General features: G+C 52.8%; 29 protein-coding genes. All 29 read right to left on the bottom strand.

What is annotated here, in order from left to right:
* Window positions 1-18: 18 nt before the first annotated feature.
* The 29 genes from rpmD to rplA all read right to left on the bottom strand — a co-directional run bounded on the left by rpmD (window position 19) and on the right by rplA (window position 23,353).
* Complete coding sequence (rpmD, locus tag PCAR_RS04370; protein WP_011340421.1) at window positions 19-198, bottom strand: 50S ribosomal protein L30; 180 nt, start codon at window positions 196-198, stop codon at window positions 19-21.
* Between the two features lie 24 nt (window positions 199-222).
* On the bottom strand, window positions 223-714 hold the full coding sequence (rpsE, locus tag PCAR_RS04365; RefSeq protein WP_011340420.1) for a 30S ribosomal protein S5: 492 nt from the start codon (window positions 712-714) through the stop codon (window positions 223-225).
* Window positions 715-729: 15 nt separating this feature from the next.
* Entirely contained in the window at window positions 730-1,098 is a 369-nt protein-coding gene (rplR, locus tag PCAR_RS04360) for a 50S ribosomal protein L18 (protein ID WP_011340419.1), read from the bottom strand.
* Between the two features lie 26 nt (window positions 1,099-1,124).
* On the bottom strand, window positions 1,125-1,664 hold the full coding sequence (rplF, locus tag PCAR_RS04355; protein WP_011340418.1) for a 50S ribosomal protein L6: 540 nt from the start codon (window positions 1,662-1,664) through the stop codon (window positions 1,125-1,127).
* A gap of 26 nt (window positions 1,665-1,690) precedes the next feature.
* The gene (rpsH, locus tag PCAR_RS04350; RefSeq protein WP_011340417.1) at window positions 1,691-2,089 is read right to left on the bottom strand and encodes a 30S ribosomal protein S8; all 399 of its coding nucleotides are present in this window, start codon (window positions 2,087-2,089) and stop codon (window positions 1,691-1,693) included.
* A gap of 20 nt (window positions 2,090-2,109) precedes the next feature.
* Window positions 2,110-2,295, bottom strand: coding sequence for a type Z 30S ribosomal protein S14 (locus PCAR_RS18265; RefSeq protein WP_011340416.1), 186 nt, complete (start codon window positions 2,293-2,295; stop codon window positions 2,110-2,112).
* 11 nt (window positions 2,296-2,306) lie between these two features.
* Entirely contained in the window at window positions 2,307-2,861 is a 555-nt protein-coding gene (rplE, locus tag PCAR_RS04345) for a 50S ribosomal protein L5 (protein WP_011340415.1), read from the bottom strand.
* Between the two features lie 12 nt (window positions 2,862-2,873).
* Entirely contained in the window at window positions 2,874-3,203 is a 330-nt protein-coding gene (gene rplX / locus PCAR_RS04340) for a 50S ribosomal protein L24 (protein WP_011340414.1), read from the bottom strand.
* A gap of 22 nt (window positions 3,204-3,225) precedes the next feature.
* Complete coding sequence (rplN, locus tag PCAR_RS04335) at window positions 3,226-3,594, bottom strand: 50S ribosomal protein L14 (RefSeq protein ID WP_011340413.1); 369 nt, start codon at window positions 3,592-3,594, stop codon at window positions 3,226-3,228.
* Window positions 3,595-3,606: 12 nt separating this feature from the next.
* Window positions 3,607-3,873 (bottom strand): 30S ribosomal protein S17, encoded by a 267-nt coding sequence (gene rpsQ / locus PCAR_RS04330; RefSeq protein ID WP_011340412.1) that lies wholly within the window; start codon window positions 3,871-3,873, stop codon window positions 3,607-3,609.
* Between the two features lie 23 nt (window positions 3,874-3,896).
* Window positions 3,897-4,085 (bottom strand): 50S ribosomal protein L29, encoded by a 189-nt coding sequence (gene rpmC, locus PCAR_RS04325; RefSeq protein WP_011340411.1) that lies wholly within the window; start codon window positions 4,083-4,085, stop codon window positions 3,897-3,899.
* Window positions 4,075-4,500, bottom strand: coding sequence for a 50S ribosomal protein L16 (gene rplP, locus PCAR_RS04320; RefSeq protein WP_011340410.1), 426 nt, complete (start codon window positions 4,498-4,500; stop codon window positions 4,075-4,077). Before rplP ends, rpmC begins: the two co-directional genes overlap by 11 nt.
* Window positions 4,501-4,529: 29 nt before the next feature.
* Window positions 4,530-5,162 (bottom strand): 30S ribosomal protein S3, encoded by a 633-nt coding sequence (rpsC, locus tag PCAR_RS04315; RefSeq protein WP_011340409.1) that lies wholly within the window; start codon window positions 5,160-5,162, stop codon window positions 4,530-4,532.
* An 18-nt stretch (window positions 5,163-5,180) separates the two neighbouring features.
* The gene (gene rplV, locus PCAR_RS04310) at window positions 5,181-5,513 is read right to left on the bottom strand and encodes a 50S ribosomal protein L22 (protein WP_011340408.1); all 333 of its coding nucleotides are present in this window, start codon (window positions 5,511-5,513) and stop codon (window positions 5,181-5,183) included.
* 34 nt (window positions 5,514-5,547) lie between these two features.
* Window positions 5,548-5,823: a 30S ribosomal protein S19 gene (gene rpsS, locus PCAR_RS04305; protein ID WP_011340407.1), complete on the bottom strand. Its 276-nt coding sequence runs from the start codon at window positions 5,821-5,823 to the stop codon at window positions 5,548-5,550.
* Window positions 5,824-5,850: 27 nt separating this feature from the next.
* A complete protein-coding gene (rplB, locus tag PCAR_RS04300) occupies window positions 5,851-6,672 on the bottom strand; it encodes a 50S ribosomal protein L2 (RefSeq protein WP_011340406.1) in 822 nt (273 codons plus the stop codon).
* 33 nt (window positions 6,673-6,705) lie between these two features.
* On the bottom strand, window positions 6,706-6,993 hold the full coding sequence (rplW, locus tag PCAR_RS04295; RefSeq protein WP_011340405.1) for a 50S ribosomal protein L23: 288 nt from the start codon (window positions 6,991-6,993) through the stop codon (window positions 6,706-6,708).
* Window positions 6,993-7,613 carry a 50S ribosomal protein L4 gene (gene rplD, locus PCAR_RS04290; protein ID WP_011340404.1) on the bottom strand — a complete coding sequence of 207 codons (621 nt, stop codon included), beginning with the start codon at window positions 7,611-7,613 and terminating at the stop codon, window positions 6,993-6,995. Before rplD ends, rplW begins: the two co-directional genes overlap by 1 nt.
* Before the next feature lie 36 nt (window positions 7,614-7,649).
* Entirely contained in the window at window positions 7,650-8,282 is a 633-nt protein-coding gene (rplC, locus tag PCAR_RS04285; RefSeq protein WP_011340403.1) for a 50S ribosomal protein L3, read from the bottom strand.
* A 29-nt stretch (window positions 8,283-8,311) separates the two neighbouring features.
* Entirely contained in the window at window positions 8,312-8,620 is a 309-nt protein-coding gene (rpsJ, locus tag PCAR_RS04280) for a 30S ribosomal protein S10 (protein ID WP_011340402.1), read from the bottom strand.
* An 11-nt stretch (window positions 8,621-8,631) separates the two neighbouring features.
* Window positions 8,632-9,831, bottom strand: a complete 1,200-nt coding sequence (gene tuf, locus PCAR_RS04275) for an elongation factor Tu (RefSeq protein WP_011340401.1) — start codon at window positions 9,829-9,831, stop codon at window positions 8,632-8,634.
* Between the two features lie 28 nt (window positions 9,832-9,859).
* Complete coding sequence (gene fusA / locus PCAR_RS04270; RefSeq protein ID WP_011340400.1) at window positions 9,860-11,938, bottom strand: elongation factor G; 2,079 nt, start codon at window positions 11,936-11,938, stop codon at window positions 9,860-9,862.
* Between the two features lie 36 nt (window positions 11,939-11,974).
* A complete protein-coding gene (gene rpsG, locus PCAR_RS04265; protein WP_011340399.1) occupies window positions 11,975-12,445 on the bottom strand; it encodes a 30S ribosomal protein S7 in 471 nt (156 codons plus the stop codon).
* A gap of 21 nt (window positions 12,446-12,466) precedes the next feature.
* Complete coding sequence (gene rpsL / locus PCAR_RS04260) at window positions 12,467-12,838, bottom strand: 30S ribosomal protein S12 (RefSeq protein WP_011340398.1); 372 nt, start codon at window positions 12,836-12,838, stop codon at window positions 12,467-12,469.
* Between the two features lie 140 nt (window positions 12,839-12,978).
* On the bottom strand, window positions 12,979-17,169 hold the full coding sequence (gene rpoC, locus PCAR_RS04255) for a DNA-directed RNA polymerase subunit beta' (protein ID WP_011340397.1): 4,191 nt from the start codon (window positions 17,167-17,169) through the stop codon (window positions 12,979-12,981).
* Between the two features lie 98 nt (window positions 17,170-17,267).
* Window positions 17,268-21,374: a DNA-directed RNA polymerase subunit beta gene (gene rpoB, locus PCAR_RS04250; RefSeq protein WP_011340396.1), complete on the bottom strand. Its 4,107-nt coding sequence runs from the start codon at window positions 21,372-21,374 to the stop codon at window positions 17,268-17,270.
* 93 nt (window positions 21,375-21,467) lie between these two features.
* Entirely contained in the window at window positions 21,468-21,851 is a 384-nt protein-coding gene (gene rplL / locus PCAR_RS04245) for a 50S ribosomal protein L7/L12 (RefSeq protein WP_011340395.1), read from the bottom strand.
* Window positions 21,852-21,917: 66 nt separating this feature from the next.
* A complete protein-coding gene (gene rplJ, locus PCAR_RS04240) occupies window positions 21,918-22,436 on the bottom strand; it encodes a 50S ribosomal protein L10 (protein WP_011340394.1) in 519 nt (172 codons plus the stop codon).
* Window positions 22,437-22,651: 215 nt separating this feature from the next.
* Window positions 22,652-23,353 (bottom strand): 50S ribosomal protein L1, encoded by a 702-nt coding sequence (gene rplA / locus PCAR_RS04235; RefSeq protein WP_011340393.1) that lies wholly within the window; start codon window positions 23,351-23,353, stop codon window positions 22,652-22,654.
* Between the last annotated feature and the right edge of the window lie 5 nt (window positions 23,354-23,358).

Below are 23,358 nucleotides of genomic sequence, written 5' to 3'. Positions count from 1 at the left end.
TCTAAATCCCTCGCTCTCTCAGTCCTCGACCACAACCATGTGGGACACCTTGCGGATCATACCTCTGATCTCAGGCGTATCGGTGAGTACCACCGTCTTATGGAGCTTGGTGAGACCAAGACCTTTAAGAACTTTCGTAAAATATTCTTTGCGACCGATGCCGCTCTTCTTCAGGGTCACTTTGATTTGTCCGGCCATGAAACCCTCCTCGTCGGCTCGAATTTATTCTTCGGTATCGGCGCCACGCAAAGCCCGCAGTTCCTCAGCACTTTTGAGGCGAGACAATGCGTCTATGGTAGCACGTACGACATTGTGCGGATTATTGGAACCAATGCACTTTGACAGGATGTCGCCAACCCCGGAGACCTCCAGCACAGCACGAACGGCACCACCGGCAATAACACCGGTACCTGCAGATGCAGGCTTGAGCAGAACCCGGCCTGCACCGAATTTTCCGATAACGTCAAAAGGAATGGAGCGATCTTTCAAAGGCACACGGATCAGGTTTTTCTTGGCCTGCTCCACGCCCTTACGAATCGCTTCGGGAACCTCTTTGGCTTTACCATGTCCATAGCCGACGATTCCCTGACCATCCCCGACAACAACCAGCGCCGAAAAACTGAAACGCCGTCCACCTTTGACGACCTTGGCACATCTGTTGATGTGAACAACCCGGTCCGTCAATTCCAACTCATTGGGATCGATGCGAAGCAAAGATATCCTCCTTAACTAAAAAGACAGACCGGCTTCCCGGGCGGCCTCTGCCAGGGTCTTGACACGCCCGTGGTAGAGAAAACCGTTCCGGTCGAAGACCACGTTTTTGATATCCATCCCCAAAGCTTTCTGGGCAATGGCTTTGCCAACAGCCTTGGCGGCTTCGACATTTCCTGTATTTTCGAGACCTTCGACGACATCGGAATTGACCGTTGAGGCCGAAACCAGGGTCTTCCCGGTCACGTCTTCGATAATCTGCGCATAAATATGCTTGGCGCTGCGGAATACGCACAATCTGGGCATTTCCGGCGTGCCACGAAGCTTCCGGCGCACCCGAACCTGCCTTTTCAATCGCGCCTGGCGTCTTTTCAATGCGGCGTTCACTGTCTATCTCCTTGCCCTGTGTTCCGTTATTTTTTCCCTGCCTTACCAGCCTTACGCACGATACGTTCCTCGGCATACTTGACGCCCTTGCCCTTATAGGGCTCAGGTTTCCGGAAAGAACGAATTTTAGCTGCGGTCGCTCCAACCAGTTCTTTGTCGATGCCGCGAACAATGATCTTAGTCTGCTTTTCGACCTCGGCAGAGATCCCTTTAGGCAGTGCATATTCAATCGGATGCGAATACCCGAGAGACAGATTAAGTGCACTTCCCTTGACTTCGGCACGGTAGCCGACGCCGTTGATTTCAAGAACACGTTCAAAGCCGTTGGTCACACCTTCAACCATATTGGCGACAAGGGCTCGCACCAGGCCCCGATAGGCGCCCTCCTGCTTACCTTCCTTCTCGCACTGAACCAGAATCTGGTCACCGGCGGTTTCCAAACGTATCCCTGCAACAATATTCCTAGTCAGTTCCCCTTTGGGCCCTTTTACAGTGACCGTGTCTCCGGCCAGAGACACCGTAACGCCCTTGGGAATGTCGATGGGCTTTTTCCCAATTCTAGACATTTTCTGGCTCCTTAGCCGTGTGCTTTCTACCAGACAGAGCACAACACTTCGCCGCCCAACTGTGCTTCGCGAGCGGCAGCATCGTGCATAACACCCTTCGAGGTCGAAAGGATGGCATTACCAAGACCGTTTTTAACGACGGGGATTTCGTCCTTGCCGACATAAACCCGGCACCCCGGAGTCGAAACTCGGTCGATGGCATGAATAATGTGTTTGTTTTCGTTATCAAATTTCAAGTAGATACGCAGGATACCCTGCTTATCATCGCTGATCTGCTTGAAATTCTTGATATAGCCGAGCTCCTTGAGCACGTTGACAATAGCCAGCTTGACATTTGAAGCAGGCATATCGCATTTCTGATGCTTGGCAAGCCCCGCATTGCGGATGCGAGTAAGCATGTCGGCTATAGGATCTGTCATTGCCATGGATGCAACTCCTTACTGAATTACCAGCTTGATTTAATCACGCCGGGGAGCTTGCCTTCCAGCGCAAGTTTCCGCAAGCAAATCCGGCACATATCGAACTTCCGATAATAAGCCCGAGGACGCCCGCACAAAGGACAACGGTTATATTTCCGCACCTTGAACTTGTTCGACCGGGCAGCCTTGATCATCATCGATTTCTTCGCCACGTCGTCCTCCCCTAGTCTTGGGCTTTTTTCGGGAACGGCATGCCTATGGCTTCCATAAGTGCATACCCTTCCTCATCATTCTTGGCCGTGGTAACGATGGTTACGTTGAGCCCCTTCACCTTATCCACTTTTTCGAGATCGATCTCGGGGAAGATGAGCTGCTCACGAATACCAAGAGTATAGTTTCCGCGACCATCAAAGCCCTTTTTGGAAACGCCTTTAAAATCGCGAACACGCGGCAGAGCAACATTGATCAAGCGATCAAGAAACTCATAGGCTTTGTCACGACGCAGCGTAACCATGCAGCCGATAGGCATCCCCTCGCGCAGTTTGAATTGCGCGATGGACTTCTTGGCCTTGGTTACAACAGGCTTTTGCCCGCAGATACGGGTAAGCTCCTCTACTGCCGACTCCAGAACTTTGATATTCTGGATAGCCTCCCCCAAGCCCATATTCAATACAACCTTTTCAACTCGGGGGACTTCCATAACATTTTTCAATTGCAGCCGCTTTACTAAGGCGGGAGCAATTTCTGTCGAATATACTTCCTTCAATCTTGCACCCATGGAAATCCTCCGTTACTTATCCAAGGTCTCGTTGCACTTTTTGCAGAACCGAGTCTTGGTCCCGTCTTCGAGGACCCTCACGCCGGTCCGCGTGGGCTTGTTGCAGGCGCTGCAAACGAGTGCAACATTGGAGGCATCGAGCGGGGCTTCCTTTTCGACAATACCACCCTGGGTATTGACGCGATTGGGTCGCGTATGCCGCTTGACAACGTTGAGGTTTTCCACAACAACGCGTCCCTTACCGGGCAAAACACGCATAATTTTGCCGGTTTTGCCTTTTTCCTTGCCCGCTATGACCATCACCATGTCATCTTTTTTGACATGCATTTTTTTCGCTGCCATTTCTCTTACTCCCAGTTCCGGATTAAAGTACCTCGGGGGCCAGCGACACAATCTTCATATAGCGTTGCGCGCGCAACTCCCGAGCAACCGGACCAAAAATTCGGGTTCCGATAGGTTCCCCGGCCTGGTTGACAACCACTGCGGAATTCTTGTCGAAACGAATCGCCGACCCGTCAGGGCGAGGTACTTCTTTAGCGGTCCGAACGATGACAGCTCTCACCACGTCTCCCTTCTTAACACGGGAGTTGGGAAGGGCCTCCTTTACGGAGCAGATGATGATATCCCCAAGGCCGGCATATTTCCGCTTGGAGCCACCAAGAACCTTGATGCAGCAGAGTTTACGCGCACCAGAGTTGTCCGCTACATCAAGCATCGTCTGCATCTGTATCATGACTGTTATCTCCTACAGGATTACGTTCTTTTCCAGGATTTCGCGCACCCGCCAACGTTTATCCCGGGACAGAGGACGGGTTTCAACCACAGAAACCTTATCCCCGACATTGCAGCGATTTTCTTCATCATGGGCCTTAAACGTGACCCTTCTCTTGATGTATTTTTTATAGATGGGATGCTTGACCATCTGGTCAACCTTGACCACAACGGTCTTATCCATCTTGTCGCTGATTACAACCCCGACGCGGGTTTTCCGATTGCCACGTATTTTACTCATTGAAATCTATCTCCCCGTGCCGATTAGCTTCGCTTTTGACGCAGGACAGTATGAACTCTTGCAATGTCCCTGCGCGTCTGGGGAAGCCGGGCGCTGTTTTCCAATTGCCCGGTAGCCAATTGGAACTTCAGGTTAAACAGCTCCTGATTCAGTTCCTCCACCTTTTTTTCCAATTCTTCGACCGTAAGGTCACGAAGCTCACTAGCTTTCATTGGCCACATCCTCCCTGACAACAATCTTGGTCTTCATGGGGAGCTTATGAGCAGCCAGCCGCAATGCTTCGCAGGCCACTTCCTTATCCACACCCTGCATCTCATACAACATCATGCCGGGCTTGATGACGGCGACCCAGCTGTCAGGCGACCCCTTGCCCTTACCCATACGAGTTTCAGCGGGCTTTTTAGTCAGAGACTTATCGGGGAAGATACGAATCCAAATTTTACCACCACGCTTGACGTGTCTGGTCATGGCACGACGTGCCGATTCGATCTGACGGGAGGAAAGCCACCCGCACTCAACCGCTTTAAGCCCGTAATCCCCGAAATTGAGATCACTACCGCGATAGGCAACGCCCTTCATGCGGCCCTTAAACTGTTTCCTATGTTTAACCTTCTTGGGCATTAACATGGCAGAATACTCCTATTCGGTTCTCTTGGTTAATCCTGCGACAGGACTTCGCCCTTGAAGATGAGAACCTTGACGCCGATGATCCCGTAAGTGGTCTTGGCTTCGGCGAATCCATAATCAATATCAGCTCTGAGGGTGTGAAGAGGCACTCGCCCTTCACGATACCACTCAGTCCGGCTCATTTCGGCACCACCCAGACGTCCGCTACAGGTGATCTTGATCCCTTGAGCGCCGAATTTAAGAGCCATGCTTACGCTTTTTTTCATGGCCCGACGAAAAGCCACCCGCCGCTCCAACTGAGTCGCCACGTTTTCAGCAACCAGCTGCGCGTCAATTTCGGGCTTACGGACTTCCTGGATGTTTATAAAGACTTCTTTATCGGTGAGCCGGGCCAGATCTTTTTTAAGGGCTTCAACCTCAGCCCCTTTTTTACCGATGATAATGCCCGGGCGAGCGGCGTAAACGTTAATTTTGGCTTTACTCGCTGCACGCTCCAGCTCAATCTTGGCGACACCGGCGTGATAAAGACGTTTTTTAAGATAGTTACGAAGCTTTATATCCTCGTGCAGAAGCTGAGAGTATTCCCCCTCAGCGTACCACCGGGAGCTCCAGGTCTTAACGACTCCCAGTCGAAATCCTATCGGATGTACTTTCTGGCCCAAACCATCACCTCCTTAAACTTATTTTTCGTTCAGAACCACAGTAATGTGGCTGGTCGGTTTACGGATCCGGGTGGCCCGGCCCTGTGCCCGCGGCATAAAGCGCTTAAGCACCGGTCCCTGGTCGACGGAAATACTCTCGATAAAGAGCCGGTCGACGTCAGCTACCCCCTTTTGCTCGGCGTTGGCCACAGCCGAACCTACCAGCTGATAAACAATGCTGGCCGCTTTCTGGGGCGAAAACCTCAGAATATTCAGCGCCTCTTGAACTTTTTTTCCGCGCACCATATCGACCACAAGTCGGGTCTTACGAGGCGACAGACGCACATACCTAAGCTTGGCCTTAGCTTCCATGAATAGAAACTCCTCTTGCGAAATCGCTTGTCACTTACCTTTTGCCCTTTTTGTCCGCACCATGTCCATAATAGGTGCGCGTAGGAGCGAATTCGCCGAGCTTATGCCCTACCATGTTTTCGGTGACGAAAACAGGGATAAACTTTTTCCCGTTATGCACGGCGAAGGTATATCCAACAAACTCAGGAATAATAGTCGATCGCCGAGACCAGGTCTTGATTACCTTTTTGGAACCGGCTCCCCCTTCAAAATCTGCTTTACGAAGGAGGCTCTCTTCGACATACGGCCCTTTTTTGATCGATCTAGCCACAGTGGTCTCCTCTAAGTTTCAACAACATCACTTCTTACGGCGTACAATAAAGCGATCGGTACGCTTATTGACGCGGGTCTTATAGCCCTTGGTGGGTACGCCCCAAGGTGTAACCGGATGACGGCCACCGGAGCTCTTACCCTCGCCACCACCATGCGGATGGTCGACGGGGTTCATAGCAACACCGCGGGACTGAGGACGCTTGCCCAACCAACGATTACGACCGGCCTTACCGATCTTCACATTTTCGTGCTGAACATTGCCTACCTGACCCACTGTAGCGCAGCAATCCTGCAAAACCAAACGCACTTCCCCGGAAGGCAGTCGCAACTGCGCGTACTTCCCTTCCTTGGCAGCGATCATGGCGTAGGTACCGGCACTGCGAGCAAGCTGCCCGCCTTTGCCGATTTTGAGCTCGATATTATGAACCCAGGTGCCCAAGGGAATGGATCGGATCGAGAGGGCATTGCCAGGTTTGATATCGGCCTGCTCGCTGGCAATCACAACATCTCCGACTTTCAGGCCAAGAGGCGCAAGAATGTACCGTTTTTCACCATCGGCATAGCAAGCCAAGGCGATGCGTGCGGAACGGTTCGGATCATATTCGATGCTGGCGATTTTAGCAGGGATTTCTTTCTTTTCCCGTCGAAAATCGATCACACGATACTTGCGTTTATGCCCACCACCAGTGTGCCGCTTGGTGATGCGACCGGCGTTGTTCCGCCCACCGGACTTATTAAGCTTTTCAACGAGCGATTTTTCCGGTTTGGCCGCAGTGATGTCGGCGAAATCGGCCGAGGTCATGTGCCGGCGGCCGGCCGAGGTCGGCTTATACTTTTTGATTGCCATTATCGTAACTCCGTTTTACCTGATTGCACCCCATTAAACACCGAACAGATCGATCGAGCTACCTTCGGCCAGGGTTACGTAAGCTTTTTTCCAATTGGAACGCTTGCCGTACGTGCGACCCAGGCGCTTTACCTTACCGGCGACGAGCACAGTGTTGACATTCTTGACCTTGACTTCAAAAGCTTGCTCAACGGCCTTTTTGATCTCGACCTTATTGGCTTCCCTTTTGACCTCAAAGGCAACAACCTGAGCCTCGCCTTCCTGCTGAACGGTTTTTTCGGTAACCAAGGGCCGTTTAAGTATCTCGTGCAGCGGTTTCATTACCCTAACGCTCCTTCCAACTGTTCGACAGCCCCTTCGGTGACAACCAGATTCCGATGGTTCATCAGATCGTAAACGTTCACACCTTCGGCTTTAAGAACTTTGACATGAGGCAGGTTGCGTGCAGAAAGCTCAAGGTTCCGATTGTCTTCACCAACGACGACCAGCACGTTGCTCAGCTCGAATCGGTTGAGAACCTCCACCACAGCTTTGGTTCCGATTTTTTCGAGCTGGAAGTCATTCAGCACCGCCACCCGCTCTTCTTTAAAACGAGCGGACAGTGCGCTACGCAACGCAGCCTTCTTTACTTTCCGGTTCAGCTTGAAGCTGAAATCACGCGGACTCGGCCCAAAGGCAGCTCCGCCACCCACGAAATGAGGTGCACGTATGGTACCCTGACGGGCGTTACCAGTCCCTTTTTGACGATAGGGCTTTTTACCACCACCGGCAACCGCACTGCGGTTTTTTGCGGCCGAAGTTCCCTGCCGACGAGCGGCCAACTGATAACGGACCATATCATGAATCAGATACTCTTTGACTTCGGCATTGAACACCTCGTCAGAGAGTTCCCGTTCCGACACCTGATTCCGGTTTATGTCATAAACTGCGATTTTTGCCATGGTATTTCTCCAGAATCTTTAAATGCAGCCCAGCTATCAAACCTTGCGGCTTTTCCGGATGAGCAGCAGGCCGTTAACAGGCCCCGGTACGGCCCCCTTAATAAGAACAAGGCTCTTTTCGGGACGAACATCGACCACTTCCAGTCCCTGGGTGGTCACACGCTTGTTGCCCATCTGCCCCGCCATCTTCTTACCCTTGAAAACACGGGAAGGCCAAGCACTTGCGCCGATACCACCGGGGCGGCGGTGAAACATGGAACCATGACTGGCACGGCCCCCTGCAAAATTCCACCGCTTGATGACGCCCTGAAAACCTTTACCTTTGCTGGTGCCGGTTACATCGATAACGTCACCGGTAGCAAAGAATCCGTCACAGGTAATTTCGTCGCCCACTGCGTGGTCATCAATATTTTCGCACTCAACTTCCCGCAGGAATTCGAATGCACCCTTGCCGGACTTTTTGAAGTGGCCCATAGCCGGCTTGTTAACAGACTGAGTCTTTTTGGCCCCAAACCCGAGTTGAAGGGCATTGTAGCCGTCTTTTTCCTCGGTCTTTTTCTGCAGAACTACACAAGGCCCTGCCTCAACAACTGTCACAGGGATACACTTCCCGTCGACAGCAAAGACCTGGGTCATGCCCAGCTTCTTACCCAAAATTCCCTTCGTCATGGTACTTTCCCTTACTTATAAGAAAAGTCTTACAACTTGATTTCAACGTCAACGCCCGCAGACAAATCGAGCTTCATCAAAGCATCAACAGTCTGCTGCGTGGGCTCGACAATATCGAGAAGGCGCTTATGAGTACGCATCTCGAACTGCTCGCGGCTCTTTTTATCAACATGGGGGCCACGAAGGACACAATACTTGTTGATAATCGTGGGCAGAGGAATAGGTCCTGCAACACGAGCACCGGTACGCTTTGCGGTATCGACGATTTCGTTAACCGAAAGGTCGAGCAGTTTATGATCGTAAGCCTTTAAACGGATCCTGATTTTCTGGCTCTGCATGGCAATTCCCTTTATTCAATGATGTCGCTGACGACACCAGCGCCAACGGTGCGACCGCCTTCGCGAATAGCGAAACGCAGCTCTTTATCCATGGCGATCGGAGTAATCAGGTTTACAGTCATACTGGCATTGTCGCCAGGCATAACCATTTCAGTCCCCTCGGCAAGCTCACAGATACCGGTTACGTCCGTGGTACGGAAGTAGAACTGGGGACGGTAGCCGTTGAAGAACGGAGTATGACGGCCACCCTCTTCCTTGGTCAAAATATAAGCTTCAGCCTTGAACTTGGTATGCGGCGTAATGCTGCCGGGCTTGGCAAGAACCTGACCGCGCTCGATATCTTCGCGCTTGACGCCGCGCAGCAGCACACCGATATTGTCGCCGGCCTGACCCTGATCGAGCAGCTTGCGGAACATCTCGACGCCGGTAACGACCGTCTTGGTGGTCTCTTTCATGCCGACAATCTCGATCTCATCCTGCACACAGACGATACCACGCTCAACACGACCGGTGGCAACCGTGCCACGACCGGAGATGGAGAAAACATCCTCAACAGGCATCAGGAAAGGCTTATCGATATCGCGCTCAGGCTCAGGTATGTAACCGTCAACCTGATTCATGAGCTCAATGATCGGCTTGCAAGCGTCGCAATCATCTTTGCCGCAACCACACTCGAGAGCCTTAAGAGCGGAGCCGGCAACAATCGGAATATCGTCGCCGGGGAAGTCGTAGGAGCTAAGCAACTCGCGCACTTCCAGCTCAACCAGCTCCATCAGCTCTTCATCGTCGACCATATCAGCCTTGTTCAAAAACACGACCATGGCGGGAACGCCAACCTGACGAGCCAGCAGGATGTGCTCGCGAGTCTGAGGCATAGGGCCGTCAGCAGCGGACACAACCAGAATAGCGCCGTCCATCTGCGCAGCACCGGTGATCATGTTCTTGACGTAGTCGGCATGTCCCGGGCAATCGACGTGAGCATAATGACGGGTATCGGTCTGATACTCGACATGAGCGGTGGCAATGGTAATACCGCGCTCACGCTCCTCGGGAGCATTGTCGATCTGATCAAAAGCCTTGAACTCGGCCAGGCCGCGAGCAGCCATGGTCTGCGTAATAGCTGCCGTCAGGGTCGTCTTCCCATGGTCAACGTGACCGATGGTCCCGATATTTACATGGGGTTTAGTTCTTTCAAATTTTGCTTTAGACATGGAGCACCCTCCTGTTCTTTAACGGCAACTAGCCCTTTACCCGAGCGACGATCTCTTCGCTTATAGCCTTGGGCACCTGCTCGTAGTGGTCAAAAACCATCGTGTATGTGGCACGCCCCTGCGTCATGCTGCGCAGCTCGGTAGCGTACCCGAACATGCTGGCAAGAGGAACGTTACTGTTGATAACCTGTGCACCACCGCGAGCATCCATCCCCAGGACGCGCCCACGCCGACTGCTCAAATCACCCATAACATCACCCATATACTCCTCGGGCACAACGACCTCAACAGCCATCACAGGCTCAAGAAGTACAGGCGAAGCCTTTGCAGCACCGGCCTTGAATCCCATGGAGCCAGCAATCTTAAAGGCCATCTCGGAGGAGTCGACATCATGGTACGAACCATCGTAACAGGTAACCTTAACATCGACGATCGGGAAACCGGCAACCACGCCGTTTTCAGCAGCTTCTTCGGCACCCTTTCCGACGGCAGGAATGTATTCCCTGGGAATAACTCCACCCTTGATAGCATCGACAAATTCGTATCCAGCGCCAGGCTCCTGAGGCTCAAGCTTCAGCCAACAGTCACCGTACTGGCCACGACCACCTGACTGACGCACGAACTTACCCTGCACCTCAACCGCTTTGGTAATCGTTTCACGATAGGCAACCTGAGGCGCCCCTACATTTGCATCGACCTTGAACTCACGCTGCAGTCGATCGATAATAATCTCAAGATGTAGCTCGCCCATGCCGGAAAGGATCGTCTGCCCCGTTTCCTCATCGGTACGGACCCTCAGAGTGGGGTCTTCCTGCACCAGCTTACCAAGGGCCTGACCCATTTTGTCCATATCTCCTTTAGTTTTAGGCTCTATGGCAATATGGATGACCGGCTCAGGGAACTCCATGGACTCGAGCAAGCAAGGATTAGCAGGATCGCAAAGTGTATCACCAGTAGTGGTCAACTTCAAGCCTACCGCTGCGGCAATATCACCAGAATAAACCTGTTTGATCTCCTCGCGCTTATTCGCATGCATCTTCAAAAGACGCCCAAACCGCTCCTTCTTATCCCGAGTCGCGTTCAGCACCGTAGCACCAGACTCTGCAACACCGGAATAAACCCGGAAGAAAGTCAACTGCCCGACAAACGGGTCAGTCATAACCTTGAACGCCAGCGCCGCAAAAGGCCCATCATCGCCCGCCGGACGAGTGATCTCTTCCTCCGTATCAGGCACGACACCGGTAATCGCAGGAACGTCAACCGGCGAAGGCATATAGTCAATCACCGCGTCAAGCAGATTCTGCACACCCTTATTTTTAAAGGCGCTACCGCAAAGCACGGGAATAATCTTGATATCGATACAGGCCTTACGAATACCGTTCTTCAGCTCTTCGAGAGTGATCTCTTCGCCGCCGAGATACTTATCCATCAGGGCCTCGTCGTGAGTACAGACCTCCTCGACAAGCAGCTCGCGACCAGAATCTACTCGCTCCTGCAGGTCGGCAGGAATGTCGACAACCTCAAAACGGGCACCAAGGCTCTCGTCGTCCCAAACAATGGCCTTCATTTCAACCAGATCGACCACTCCAGAGAAATTATCCTCCTTGCCGATAGGCAGCTGAAGAGGAATAGCGTTAGCCCCGAGACGCTCACGGATCATATTGACGCCACGATCAAAGTCGGCACCAATCCGGTCCATCTTATTAATAAAAGCTATACGCGGAACACGATACTTGTCAGCCTGCCGCCAAACCGTCTCGGACTGAGGCTCGACACCGCCAACAGAGCAAAAGACCGCAACCGAACCGTCAAGGACTCGCAACGAACGCTCAACCTCCACGGTGAAGTCCACGTGGCCGGGAGTATCGATAATATTTACGCGATGATCCCTCCAGAAACAGGTCGTAGCAGCCGAAGTGATCGTAATCCCTCGCTCCTGCTCCTGCTCCATCCAGTCCATGGTTGCCGCACCATCATGCACTTCACCGATCTTATGCGAAACACCGGTATAATAAAGCACACGTTCAGTGGTGGTGGTTTTCCCGGCATCGATGTGCGCCATGATGCCGATATTTCTAGTCTTCTCTAAGGATACTTGGCGTGCCACAACTATCTATTCCTTCCTAATATTCCGTAAAGCCGTCTACCAACGATAGTGGGCGAACGCCTTGTTGGCCTCAGCCATGCGATGCGTATCTTCCCGCTTCTTAACTGCAGCCCCACGATTGGCAGCCGCATCCAACAACTCACCAGCCAGACGCTCGACCATGGTTTTCTCACCACGACCACGCGCATACAGAATCAGCCAGCGAATAGCCAGCGCATTACGCCGGTCGGCGCGAACTTCAACAGGCACCTGATAGGTCGAACCACCCACGCGGCGAGACTTGACTTCGAGCATAGGACGAATATTCTCAACCGCTTTCTTGAAAACATCCAGAGCTTCCTCACCGGAACGCTCGGCGATCAAGTCAAAGGCACCATAAACAATGCCCTCGGCGGTGCTCTTCTTACCCATAAGCATGATGGCGTTGATAAACTTGGCCACCGTACGGTCATTATACTTAGGGTCAGGCAAAATAACCCGCTTGGCAACTTCTCTTCTTCTCGGCATGTTTACCCCTCACGCACCTGGTTACTTGGGACGCTTCGCACCATACTTGGAACGACCCTGCTTACGGTCTTTAACGCCAGCAAGATCAAGCGCGCCGCGAACAATGTGATAACGAACACCCGGCAAGTCCTTCACACGGCCGCCACGGATAAGCACGACGGAGTGTTCCTGAAGGTTATGTCCAACACCGGGGATATAGGAGGTCACCACAATACCGTTAGTCAAACGAACACGAGCGACTTTCCGCAAGGCCGAGTTCGGCTTTTTGGGTGTCGTGGTATAAACACGCGTACAAACCCCGCGCTTTTGCGGATTACACTTGAGCGCCGGCGCAGTGGACTTGCGTACCTTCTTCTCGCGGCCCTTGCGAATCAGCTGGTTAATGGTCGGCATCTATATACTCCCGAATTATCAATTTCCTGAAAAGTTAAAAAAGAACTACACGATTTTATCGGGCGAAAAACCCGCTCAAACTATCAATATAGGGGGCGGTTGTCAAGCACTTTTTAGCCGCCCCCTATATTTTCTCTCTATCAATCTTTGCCTTCCGCCACCGACTCTTCGGAAGCCGCTTGGGCACTGTCTGCACCAGCGGTTTCATCTTCCAGATCTTCAGGCACAGGCTCTTCAATTTCCTCGGGTTCTTCAATCAGCAAGTGGGCACTGCGATACTTGGAAATACCCGTACCGGCAGGGATAAGACGCCCCATGATGACGTTTTCCTTCAACCCGCGAAGGTAGTCGATCTTGCCTTCGATAGCAGCCTGAGTCAAGACCTTGGTTGTCTCCTGGAACGACGCCGCGGAAATAAAGGACTCGGTCGACAGCGACGCCTTGGTTATACCCAGCATGAGGGGCTCCCCGACTGCAGGAGCACCGCCCTCACCGACAACCTTGCGGTTTTCGCACTCGAACTCCCAGCGCTCAACCTGATCATCGGCGAGGAACCGGGTGTTGCCGGGCTCCTTGATCCGCACTCGACGCAACATCTGGCGAACAATGACCTCGATGTGCTTGTCATTGATCTTTACGCCCTGCAGGCGATAAACCTCCTGCACTTCATCCACCAGGTACTTGGCAAGTTCCTTTTCACCGAGGACGCGCAGAATATCGTGGGGGTTGCTCGAGCCGTCCATAAGTGCCTCGCCGGCCTTGATGTGATCCCCTTCGTGCACGCTGATATGCTTCCCTTTGGGAATGAGATATTCCTTAGGAGAGCCGACTTCAGGGGTAACGTGTACCTTGCGCTTCCCTTTGGAGTCCTTGCCAAACGAGACCACACCATCGATTTCGGAGATGATGGCGTACTCTTTAGGCTTGCGTGCCTCAAACAATTCGGCTACGCGCGGAAGACCCCCGGTGATATCCTTGGTTTTGGTGGTTTCACGCGGGATTTTTGCGAGAATGGCACCACCGCTGACCGTTTCGTCCTCAGAGGCAACAATAATCGCTCCGACCGGCAGCATGTACCGGGCGGGAGCTCCGTTGGGCAACTTAGCGGTCTTACCTTCGGAGTCCTTGAGAGTAATCCGCGGCCGTTTGTCTGCCCCCTTCGATTCGATGACGACTTTACGAGACAGGCCGGTTACTTCATCGACCTGTTCCTCCATGGACACCCCTTCGAGAATATCGCCGAAACGCACCGTACCGGCAATTTCCGTCAGGATAGGCATGGTATACGGATCCCATTCAGCGAGCAGGCTACCGGCCTGAACCGGCGCATCGGGATTGATGCGCAGACGCGCACCGTAAACCACGCCGTAGCGTTCGCGTTCACGCCCGGTCTCATCCACCACCGCAATTTCGGCGTTGCGATTCATGACCACGTGAAATCCTTCGGCATCAAGAACCGAATTGAGATTCAGGTATTTTACGAAACCATCGAACCGTGCCTCCAAGGAGGTCTGCTCGGCACGCCGGGAGGCCGTACCACCGATATGGAAGGTACGCATGGTAAGCTGAGTACCAGGCTCGCCGATAGACTGAGCGGCGATAACCCCGACCGCCTCACCGAGATTGACCAGATGCCCTCTGGCCAGATCGCGCCCATAACAGGTGGCGCAAATACCGCGCTGGCTCTGGCAGGTCAAGACCGAACGGATCTTCACCTTTTCGATACCGGCATTTTCGATTTTTTCCACCAGAGTTTCGTCGATTTGCTGGTTTGCCTCGACCAGCACCTCGCCGGTAACGGGATCCAGCACATCCTCAAGAGCGGTACGGCCGAGGATGCGATCCCCCAGACGTTCGATAACTTCCCCGCCTTCAGTAAGAGCCGTCATCACGATGCCATCCAGTGAATCACAATCCTGTTCCGTGATGATGGCGTCCTGAGCGACATCGACCAAACGACGGGTAAGATACCCGGAGTTAGCCGTTTTGAGCGCGGTATCCGCCAGACCCTTACGGGCACCGTGAGTCGAAATGAAGTACTGCAACACGGTCAGACCTTCACGGAAGTTGGCGGTAATCGGCGTTTCGATGATCTCACCGGAAGGTTTCGCCATCAAACCACGCATACCCGCCAACTGACGGATCTGCTGGGCGCTACCACGGGCACCGGAATCGGCCATCATATGGATCGAGTTGAAGGACGGCACCTTGACGGCTTCCCCCTCCGGAGAGACGATTTCATCTTTCGAAAGGGTGTCCAACATGGTCTGGGCGATATCTTCGGTACACTTGGCCCAGATATCGATGACCTTGTTATAGCGTTCACCGTCGGTGATGAGACCTTCGGTATATTGTTTCTGAATTTCGGTAACCTCCTCGACGGCGGCCTTCATCAGGACATCTTTCGATTCCGGAATGACCATGTCATCGAGGCAGATTGAAATACCGGCCATGGTGGAGAAACGATACCCGGTATCCTTGAGCTTATCGGCCAGCAAAACCGTTTCTTTGTTTCCGGCAAGACGGAAACATACATCGATAAGGTTGGCCACGTGCTTTTTGGCCATAACCACATTGATGTAATCAAACGGAATGACTTCCGGTACAACATCCCGCAGCAAAACACGCCCGGTGGTCGTTTCAACAAGGGTCTCCGGCTCACCGAGAGCAGGCGACATCCGAACCTTGATCTTGGCCTGAAGGTCAATCTCCCCGGCATCGTAGGCCATGCGCAGCTCATCGCGCGAAGAGAGAATCTTACCCTCACCGCGCGCAAAGGCACGCTCCCTGGTCATATAGTAGAGACCCAGAATCATATCCTGCGATGGAACGATAATAGGCTTACCATGCGCCGGCGAAAGGATGTTGTTGGTCGACATCATCAACACCCGGGTCTCGATCTGACTCTCTATGGACAGCGGCAAATGCACAGCCATCTGGTCACCGTCGAAGTCGGCGTTGAAAGCCGTACAAACGAGGGGGTGCAACTGAATAGCCTTGCCTTCTATAAGCACCGGTTCAAAGGCCTGAATGCCGAGACGGTGCAGAGTCGGTGCCCGGTTCAGCATAACCGGATGTTCTTTTATGACTTCCTCGAGAACGTCCCAGACTTCGGATTTTTCCTTCTCCACCATCTTCTTGGCGCTCTTGATGGTGGTGCAGAATCCGCGCTCTTCAAGTTTGTTGTAGATAAACGGCTTGAACAGCTCCAGAGCCATTTTTTTGGGCAAACCGCATTGATGCAGTTTGAGCTCCGGGCCAACAACGATAACCGATCGCCCGGAATAGTCAACACGCTTTCCGAGCAGATTCTGCCGGAACCGTCCGCCTTTGCCCTTGAGCATATCGGATAAAGACTTCAAAGGCCGCTTGTTCGGACCCGTAATGGCACGCCCGCGACGACCGTTATCGAACAGCGCATCGACCGCTTCCTGCAGCATGCGTTTTTCGTTGCGAATAATGACCTCGGGGGCCCTTAATTCCATCAAACGCTTAAGGCGGTTATTACGGTTAATCACGCGGCGGTACAGATCGTTGAGATCCGATGTGGCAAAACGGCCACCATCCAGAGGTACCAGGGGGCGTAATTCGGGAGGCAGAACCGGGATGGTTTCAAGGATCAACCACTCCGGACGGTTCCCGCTGAACTTGAAAGCCTCGACAACTTTGAGCCTTTTAGCGACCTTTTTGCGCTTGGCCTCACTGGCTGCCTCACTCATTTCTTTACGCAAGACAGTGGACAACTCTTCGATGTCTATACTCAGAAGGAAGTCGCGAATAGCCTCGGCACCCATGGTAGCCACAAACTGACCGGCGTATTCTTCCATGGTTTCGGCATATTTGTCTTCGGTCAGCAATTGCCCACGAAACAGCGGTGTATCGCCGGCATCGAGAACCAGATAGGCTTCGAAATACAGAACCCGCTCGACTTCTTTCAAGGTCATGTCGAGAAGCGTCGCAATACGCGACGGCAACGATTTCAGAAACCAGATGTGGGCCACGGGGCAGGCCAAGTCGATATGGCCAAGACGCTCGCGCCTCACTTTGCTAGGAATGACTTCAACGCCGCATTTTTCGCAGACGATGCCACGATGCTTCATGCGCTTGTACTTACCGCAGTTGCATTCGTAGTCTTTAGTCGGCCCGAAAATCTTGGCGCAGAAAAGACCGTCACGTTCCGGTTTAAAGGTTCTGTAGTTGATCGTCTCGGGCTTTTTGACCTCACCAAAGGATCTTTCACGGATCTTTTCGGGAGAGACAAGTGAGAGACGAATGGCATTAAAGCTAAGAGGATCCTTCGGCCGCTCGAAAAGGCTGAAAATATCTTCCAAAACACACCCTCCTTAGGGATGGATGTTGGTAAATAGCGCGTTTCCCATATGGAAACAGACCCAGCCCCTTCCGGTTTCCCGGAAGGGGATCCAGTCTTTTATTCCTGCTCCTCAAGGAGTTCGACATCCAGACAAAGGGACTGCAGTTCCTTGATGAGGACATTGAACGACTCGGGCAATCCGGCCTCAAGAGTATGTTTACCCTTGACGATAGCCTCGTACATGCGCGTACGCCCGGTGACATCGTCGGACTTGACGGTCAAAAACTCCTGCAGCGCATGAGCGGCACCGTAAGCTTCCATGGCCCAGACTTCCATCTCACCAAGACGCTGTCCACCGAATTGCGCCTTGCCGCCTAGAGGCTGCTGGGTCACAAGACTGTAAGGGCCGATACTACGTGCATGAATTTTATCGTCGACCAAGTGATGCAATTTAAGCATATACATGATACCGACGGTGACCTTCTCCTTGAAAGCTTCGCCGGTTTTACCGTTGTACAAGGTCATCTGCCCGCTGGATGCGAAGCCGGCCCGCTCCATCTGGTTTTTCATCTGCTCTTCGGTGACCCCTTCGAAGACGGGCGAAGCCATGGGCACCCCGCGCGATAATTGACGCGCAAGCTGCATAACCTCGTCGTCCGGAAGGGCATCGACGAACTCGGCGACCCGATCATCCTCATAACACTCGCCGATCTTGGTACGCATCGCCTCGGGGGTGTAATAACGATCCAGATGCTCCTGAATCTGAACCCCGAGACCTCTAGCGGCAAGTCCCAGATGTGTTTCGAGGATCTGCCCGACGTTCATACGCGAAGGAACGCCGAGCGGATTGAGGACAATTTCAACCGGAGTGCCATCGGCCATATAAGGCATATCCTCTTCAGGCAACACTCTGGACAGGACACCCTTATTACCGTGACGGCCAGCCATCTTGTCACCAACCGACAATTTGCGCTTGATGGCGATATAGACCTTGACCATTTTGATGACACCAGGCGGCAGGTCGTCTCCGCGTTTTATCTTTTCGATCTTATCGGCAAACACGGCCTTGATCAGCTCTTCGCGCTGAGCAAGACTGGTCATGATGGCACTCAACTTTTCTTCGTTTTCGGAGGCATCCAGCAGGCTGATTTCACGCCAGCGCGCAAAGGGCACCTCGGCCAACACTTCACTGGTAATCTTCTCCCCCTGCCCGAGCAGTTCTTTGCCTGCGGCATCGAACAACGCGGAGGCTGAGGTCTGGCCTACCAGAAGCGACTCAAGTTTGCCATGGGTCGATTCGCGTATAATGCGAATCTCATCGTGTTGATCCTTGAGCAGTTTTTCAATTTCGGTCTTTTCGATATATTCGGTACGGCTGTCCTTGTCCGAACCCTTACGGGAAAAGACCCGAGCGCCGATAACCACACCTTCCACGCCGGGCGGAAGCCTCAAGGACGTGTCGCGAACATCGCCGGCTTTCTCCCCGAAAATTGCACGCAGCAGTTTTTCTTCGGGAGACAGTTGGGTTTCGCCTTTAGGCGTGATTTTACCAACCAGGATGTCACCGGGCTTGACTTCGGCACCGATACGAACAATACCGCTTTCGTCAAGGTCCTTAAGGGCGTCCTCGCCAAGATTGGGGATATCGTTGGTGATCTCTTCCTTACCCAGCTTGGTATCCCTCGCTACACATTCCAATTCCTCGATGTGGATGGAAGTATAGCGATCTTCCTTGACCAGCTTTTCAGAAATCAGGATCGAATCTTCGAAGTTGTAACCTTCCCAGGGCATAAACGCGACCAGCACGTTTTGCCCCAAAGCCAGTTCACCCCATTCCGTGGAGGGACCATCTGCGATGATACCGCCGCTGGCAACCCGGTCACCGACCTTGACGATCGGTTTCTGATTCAAGCAGGTGTTCTGATTCGACCGGGCGAATTTGATCAGATTGTAAATATCAACGCCGGTTCCGTCTTCATCCACTTCGCCTTCGTCAATCTTCACAACAATTCGCGATGCATCAACCGACTCAACGACACCGTTATGGCGCGCAACTACGGCGGCCCCGGAGTCGTGAGCGACAATACGTTCCATACCGGTACCGACCAGCGGTGCATCGGCGCGCAGCAAGGGAACCGCCTGGCGCTGCATGTTCGACCCCATCAACGCACGGTTGGCATCATCGTTTTCCAAAAACGGGATCAGCGAGGCGGCAACCGAAACGAGCTGCTTGGGCGAAACGTCCATAAGGCCGATTTCTTCGCGCTGAATAAGCACGAATTCGCCGTTCTGTCTCGCGTTGACCAATTCGTTGAGGAAGCGTCCGTCGTCATCCAAAGGCGCGTTGGCCTGAGCGATGGCGTGGCCGCCCTCTTCCAAAGCCGAAAAATACCGGATTTCGTTGGTAACCTTCCCCTGCTCAACGATCCTGTAGGGAGTCTCAACGAATCCATGCTCGTTGATCCGCGCATAGGTTGACAGGGACGCGATCAAACCGATATTGGGACCTTCAGGCGTCTCAATCGGACAGACACGTCCATAATGGGTCGGATGAACGTCGCGCACCTCAAAACCGGCACGCTCACGGGTAAGACCACCGGGTCCCAGAGCCGAAAGACGTCGTTTATGGGTAATTTCAGACAAAGGATTGGTCTGATCCATAAACTGGGACAACTGAGATGACCCGAAGAACTCCTTGACCACTGCCGAAACAGGCTTGGAATTGATCAGATCGTGAGGCATCAGGCTGTCGACTTCCTGCAGACTCATGCGCTCCTTAATCGCCCGCTCCATCCGCACCAGGCCGACACGGTATTGATTTTCCAGCAGTTCGCCCACTGCGCGCACGCGACGATTCCCAAGATGATCGATATCATCAATGGTACCGCGCCCATCGCGCAGACCGATGAGATAGCGAACGACTTCGAGGATATCATCCTTGGTGAGCGTGGTCTGATCTTCAGGCGATTGAAGCCCCAACTTGTAGTTCAGTTTGATACGTCCGACCACCGAAAGATCATATCTCTCAGGGTTGAAGAACAAGCTTTCAAAAAGCGCATTAGCGCTCTTTATGGTCGGCGGATCTCCTGGACGCAGACGCCTGTAGATCTCGATGCGGGCATCCTCGGGAGTAGCCATGCGATCCAGCAACAGCGTCTCCCGCAGGTAGGGCCCTACATGGAGATGATCGATAAACAGGATGTTGAACTCAACAATGCCTCGCGTGCGCAACTCTTCGAGCTTGCTCTCGCTGATTTCCTCATTGCATTCAACAATGACCTCGCCGGTGCTGACATCAACAATATCAGTGGAAGCAACCTTGCCGACGATTTCCTCTTCAGAAACCGGGATATACTCTACATTGCTGTCGGCAAGCTTGCGAATAGCCGCTTTGGTGAACTTGCGGTTGGCCTTGACGATAATTTCCCCATCATTGCCGAGCACATCGGTCGAGGCACGCTGACCCGCAAGAAGGTCGAGATTGACCTTTTTTTTGAAGGAGTCCCCGTCTACCGTAACGGTCTCCACCTGATAATAGTAATTCAACAACTCTTCGGCACTGTAACCGAGAGCTTTAAGCAGAACCGTTGCGGGAAGTTTCCGCCTGCGGTCAATCCGGACATAAAGGAGATCTTTATGATCAAAATCAAAATCGAGCCAGGAACCACGATACGGGATCACTCGAGCATTATAAAGAATCTTGCCGCTCGAATGAGTCTTGCCTTTATCATGATCAAAAAACACACCGGGAGAACGATGCAACTGGCTCACGATAACGCGTTCGGTACCATTGATGATAAAGGTACCGTTTTCGGTCATTAAAGGGATCTCGCCAAAATAGACTTCCTGCTCTTTTATGTCGCGTATCGCCTGGACTCCGGATTCCTTGTCGACATCCCAAGACACAAGACGCACGCATACCTTAACGGGAGCGGCAAAGGTCATCCCTCGCTGGTGGCACTCACCCACATCGTACTTAGGCGTACCCAGAGAGTACGAAACGTAGTCCAATGAGCAGGTTTCGCTAAAATCGCGAATGGGGAAAACCGAGCGAAAAACCGCTTCAAGCCCGATATTTTTCCGAGCAGAAGGAGGGAGCCCTGCTTGCAGGAAACGCTTGTAGGAATTCTTCTGGATATCGATCAAGTTAGGAATCTCGATGATTCCCTTAATCGTGCTAAAATGTTTCCTAAGAAGCTGGTTATTCGCAACCGAATAAGCCATGGTTTCTCCTTTAGCTAGGGGAAGCTAACGAAAGCAGAATAGCCAAGGCCGCATACTGCAGCCTTGGCTAAGGTGTTAAATATGCAAAGGGTACTACTTGAGTTCGACAGCTGCGCCAGCTTCCTCGAGCTGCTTCTTGAGCTCTTCAGCTTCGGCCTTGGGCATAGCCTCTTTGATGGTCTGAGGAGCCCCGTCGACCATGTCCTTGGCTTCTTTGAGGCCGAGACCGGTAGCGGCACGAACAACTTTGATAACGTTGATCTTCTTGTCGCCGGCGGACTTCAACACGACGTCAAACTCGTCTTTTTCTTCAGCAGCGGCAGCGCCAGCAGCGGCACCAGGAGCAGCAGCTACGGCTACGGGTGCGGCGGCGGATACGCCGAATTTTTCTTCCAGTTCCTTAACCAGCTCAGCCAGTTCCAGAACGCTCATGTTTTCGATAAAGGAAACAACTTGCTCTTTGGTGATATCAGCCATGGTTGGATAACCTCCGTATAGCTATCAAACATTATTTTTGGTTGTGAGAAATTAAGACACAAAAAATCAGCCTTCTTTTTGCTGCTGAATAGCGGCGAGTACCTGTACGAAGGTACGCGGAACCGCAGCAAGAACGCCGACAAAATTGCTGACCGGTGCATTAATAGAACCGAGCATTTTGCCAAGCAGCTCTTCCTTGCTCGGCAGCTCTGCAAGAGCCTTGACTTCATCAATCGACAACAGTTTGCCGTTGAGTTCGGCGGCCCTGAGTTCGAAAGCCTTGTTACTCTTGGCAAATTGGGTCAATACCTTGGCGGGACCGACAGGATCCTCTTCTGCCAGAGCAATAGCGTTAGGCCCCTGCAGATACTCCGAAAGACACTCTGCATCGGTACCTTTGGAAGCCAGACGCAGCAGAGTATTCTTGACGACACGGTATTCGACGCCGACCTTCTTCAGCTCTCCACGCAGCTGATTGACCTGCTCGACGGTGAGACCGCGGTAGTCGGCCAAAAACGCAGCCTGGCACGAAGCCAGCTTTTGTGCCATTTCAGATACGACTTGTGATTTCGCTTCTTTTTTCACTGTCTCTCCTCCTTTCTGTAGTATTTACTGAGTCCGTGAGGACCGTTTTCCAGTCAATGGCCACAGAGGGAGACAATCGTATCCACTCGCTCCGGCCTCGGCAGGCGGTCATACCATTAAACACCGTAGGTACCTGCTGTCTTTGACCTGGATATCAGACACAACACGCCGACCCGCCAGAAGGCAGGACGGCATGCTGCGAATAATCCCAAAAACTATTTTACGAGAGCCTGCACAGTGGGGAGATCAACATTGATCCCGGGACCCATGGTGCTGCTAAGACTCATCTTTTTAAAATAGGTTCCTTTAGCAGTTGCCGGCTTGGCCTTTACCAGCGCATCAAACAGGGCAACCAGATTTTCCTGAAGCTTTTCGGCATCGAAGGAGACCTTACCCACCGGAGCATGAACAATACCGGCCTTTTCGACACGATATTCAACCTTACCCGATTTGGCCTCACTCGTAGCCTTGCCGACTTCAAAGGTCACGGTTCCTACTTTGGGGTTCGGCATCAGCCCGCGGGGGCCGAGAAGACGACCGATCTTACCAACCGTACCCATCATATCGGGAGTCGCAATGGCAGTATCGAAGTCGAACCAGCCTTCCTGAATCTTGGCGACGAGATCATCTCCGCCAACATAGTCGGCTCCAGCTTCTTTTGCTTCAATAGCCTTCTCGCCTTTGGCAAACACCAGAACTTTGACGTCTTTACCCAGGCCGTTAGGCAACACCACGGCGCCACGCACCATCTGATCGGCCTTACGGGGATCAACCCCAAGACGAACAGAGATCTCGACGGTTTCGTCGAATTTAGCGTGTGCAACCTCCTTTACCAAGGCAAGCGCTTCGCCGATGGGATACACCTGCGAACGATCGACTTTTTCCTTGGCTTGCTTGTGCAGCTTTCCTATGGACATTGGCG

Origin of the sequence: Syntrophotalea carbinolica DSM 2380 (genome assembly GCF_000012885.1) — a bacterium.
GTDB lineage: Bacteria > Desulfobacterota > Desulfuromonadia > Desulfuromonadales > Syntrophotaleaceae > Syntrophotalea > Syntrophotalea carbinolica.
The sequence above is the reverse complement of the archived record's forward strand: the minus strand, read 5'-3'. Positions and strand labels throughout refer to the sequence as shown.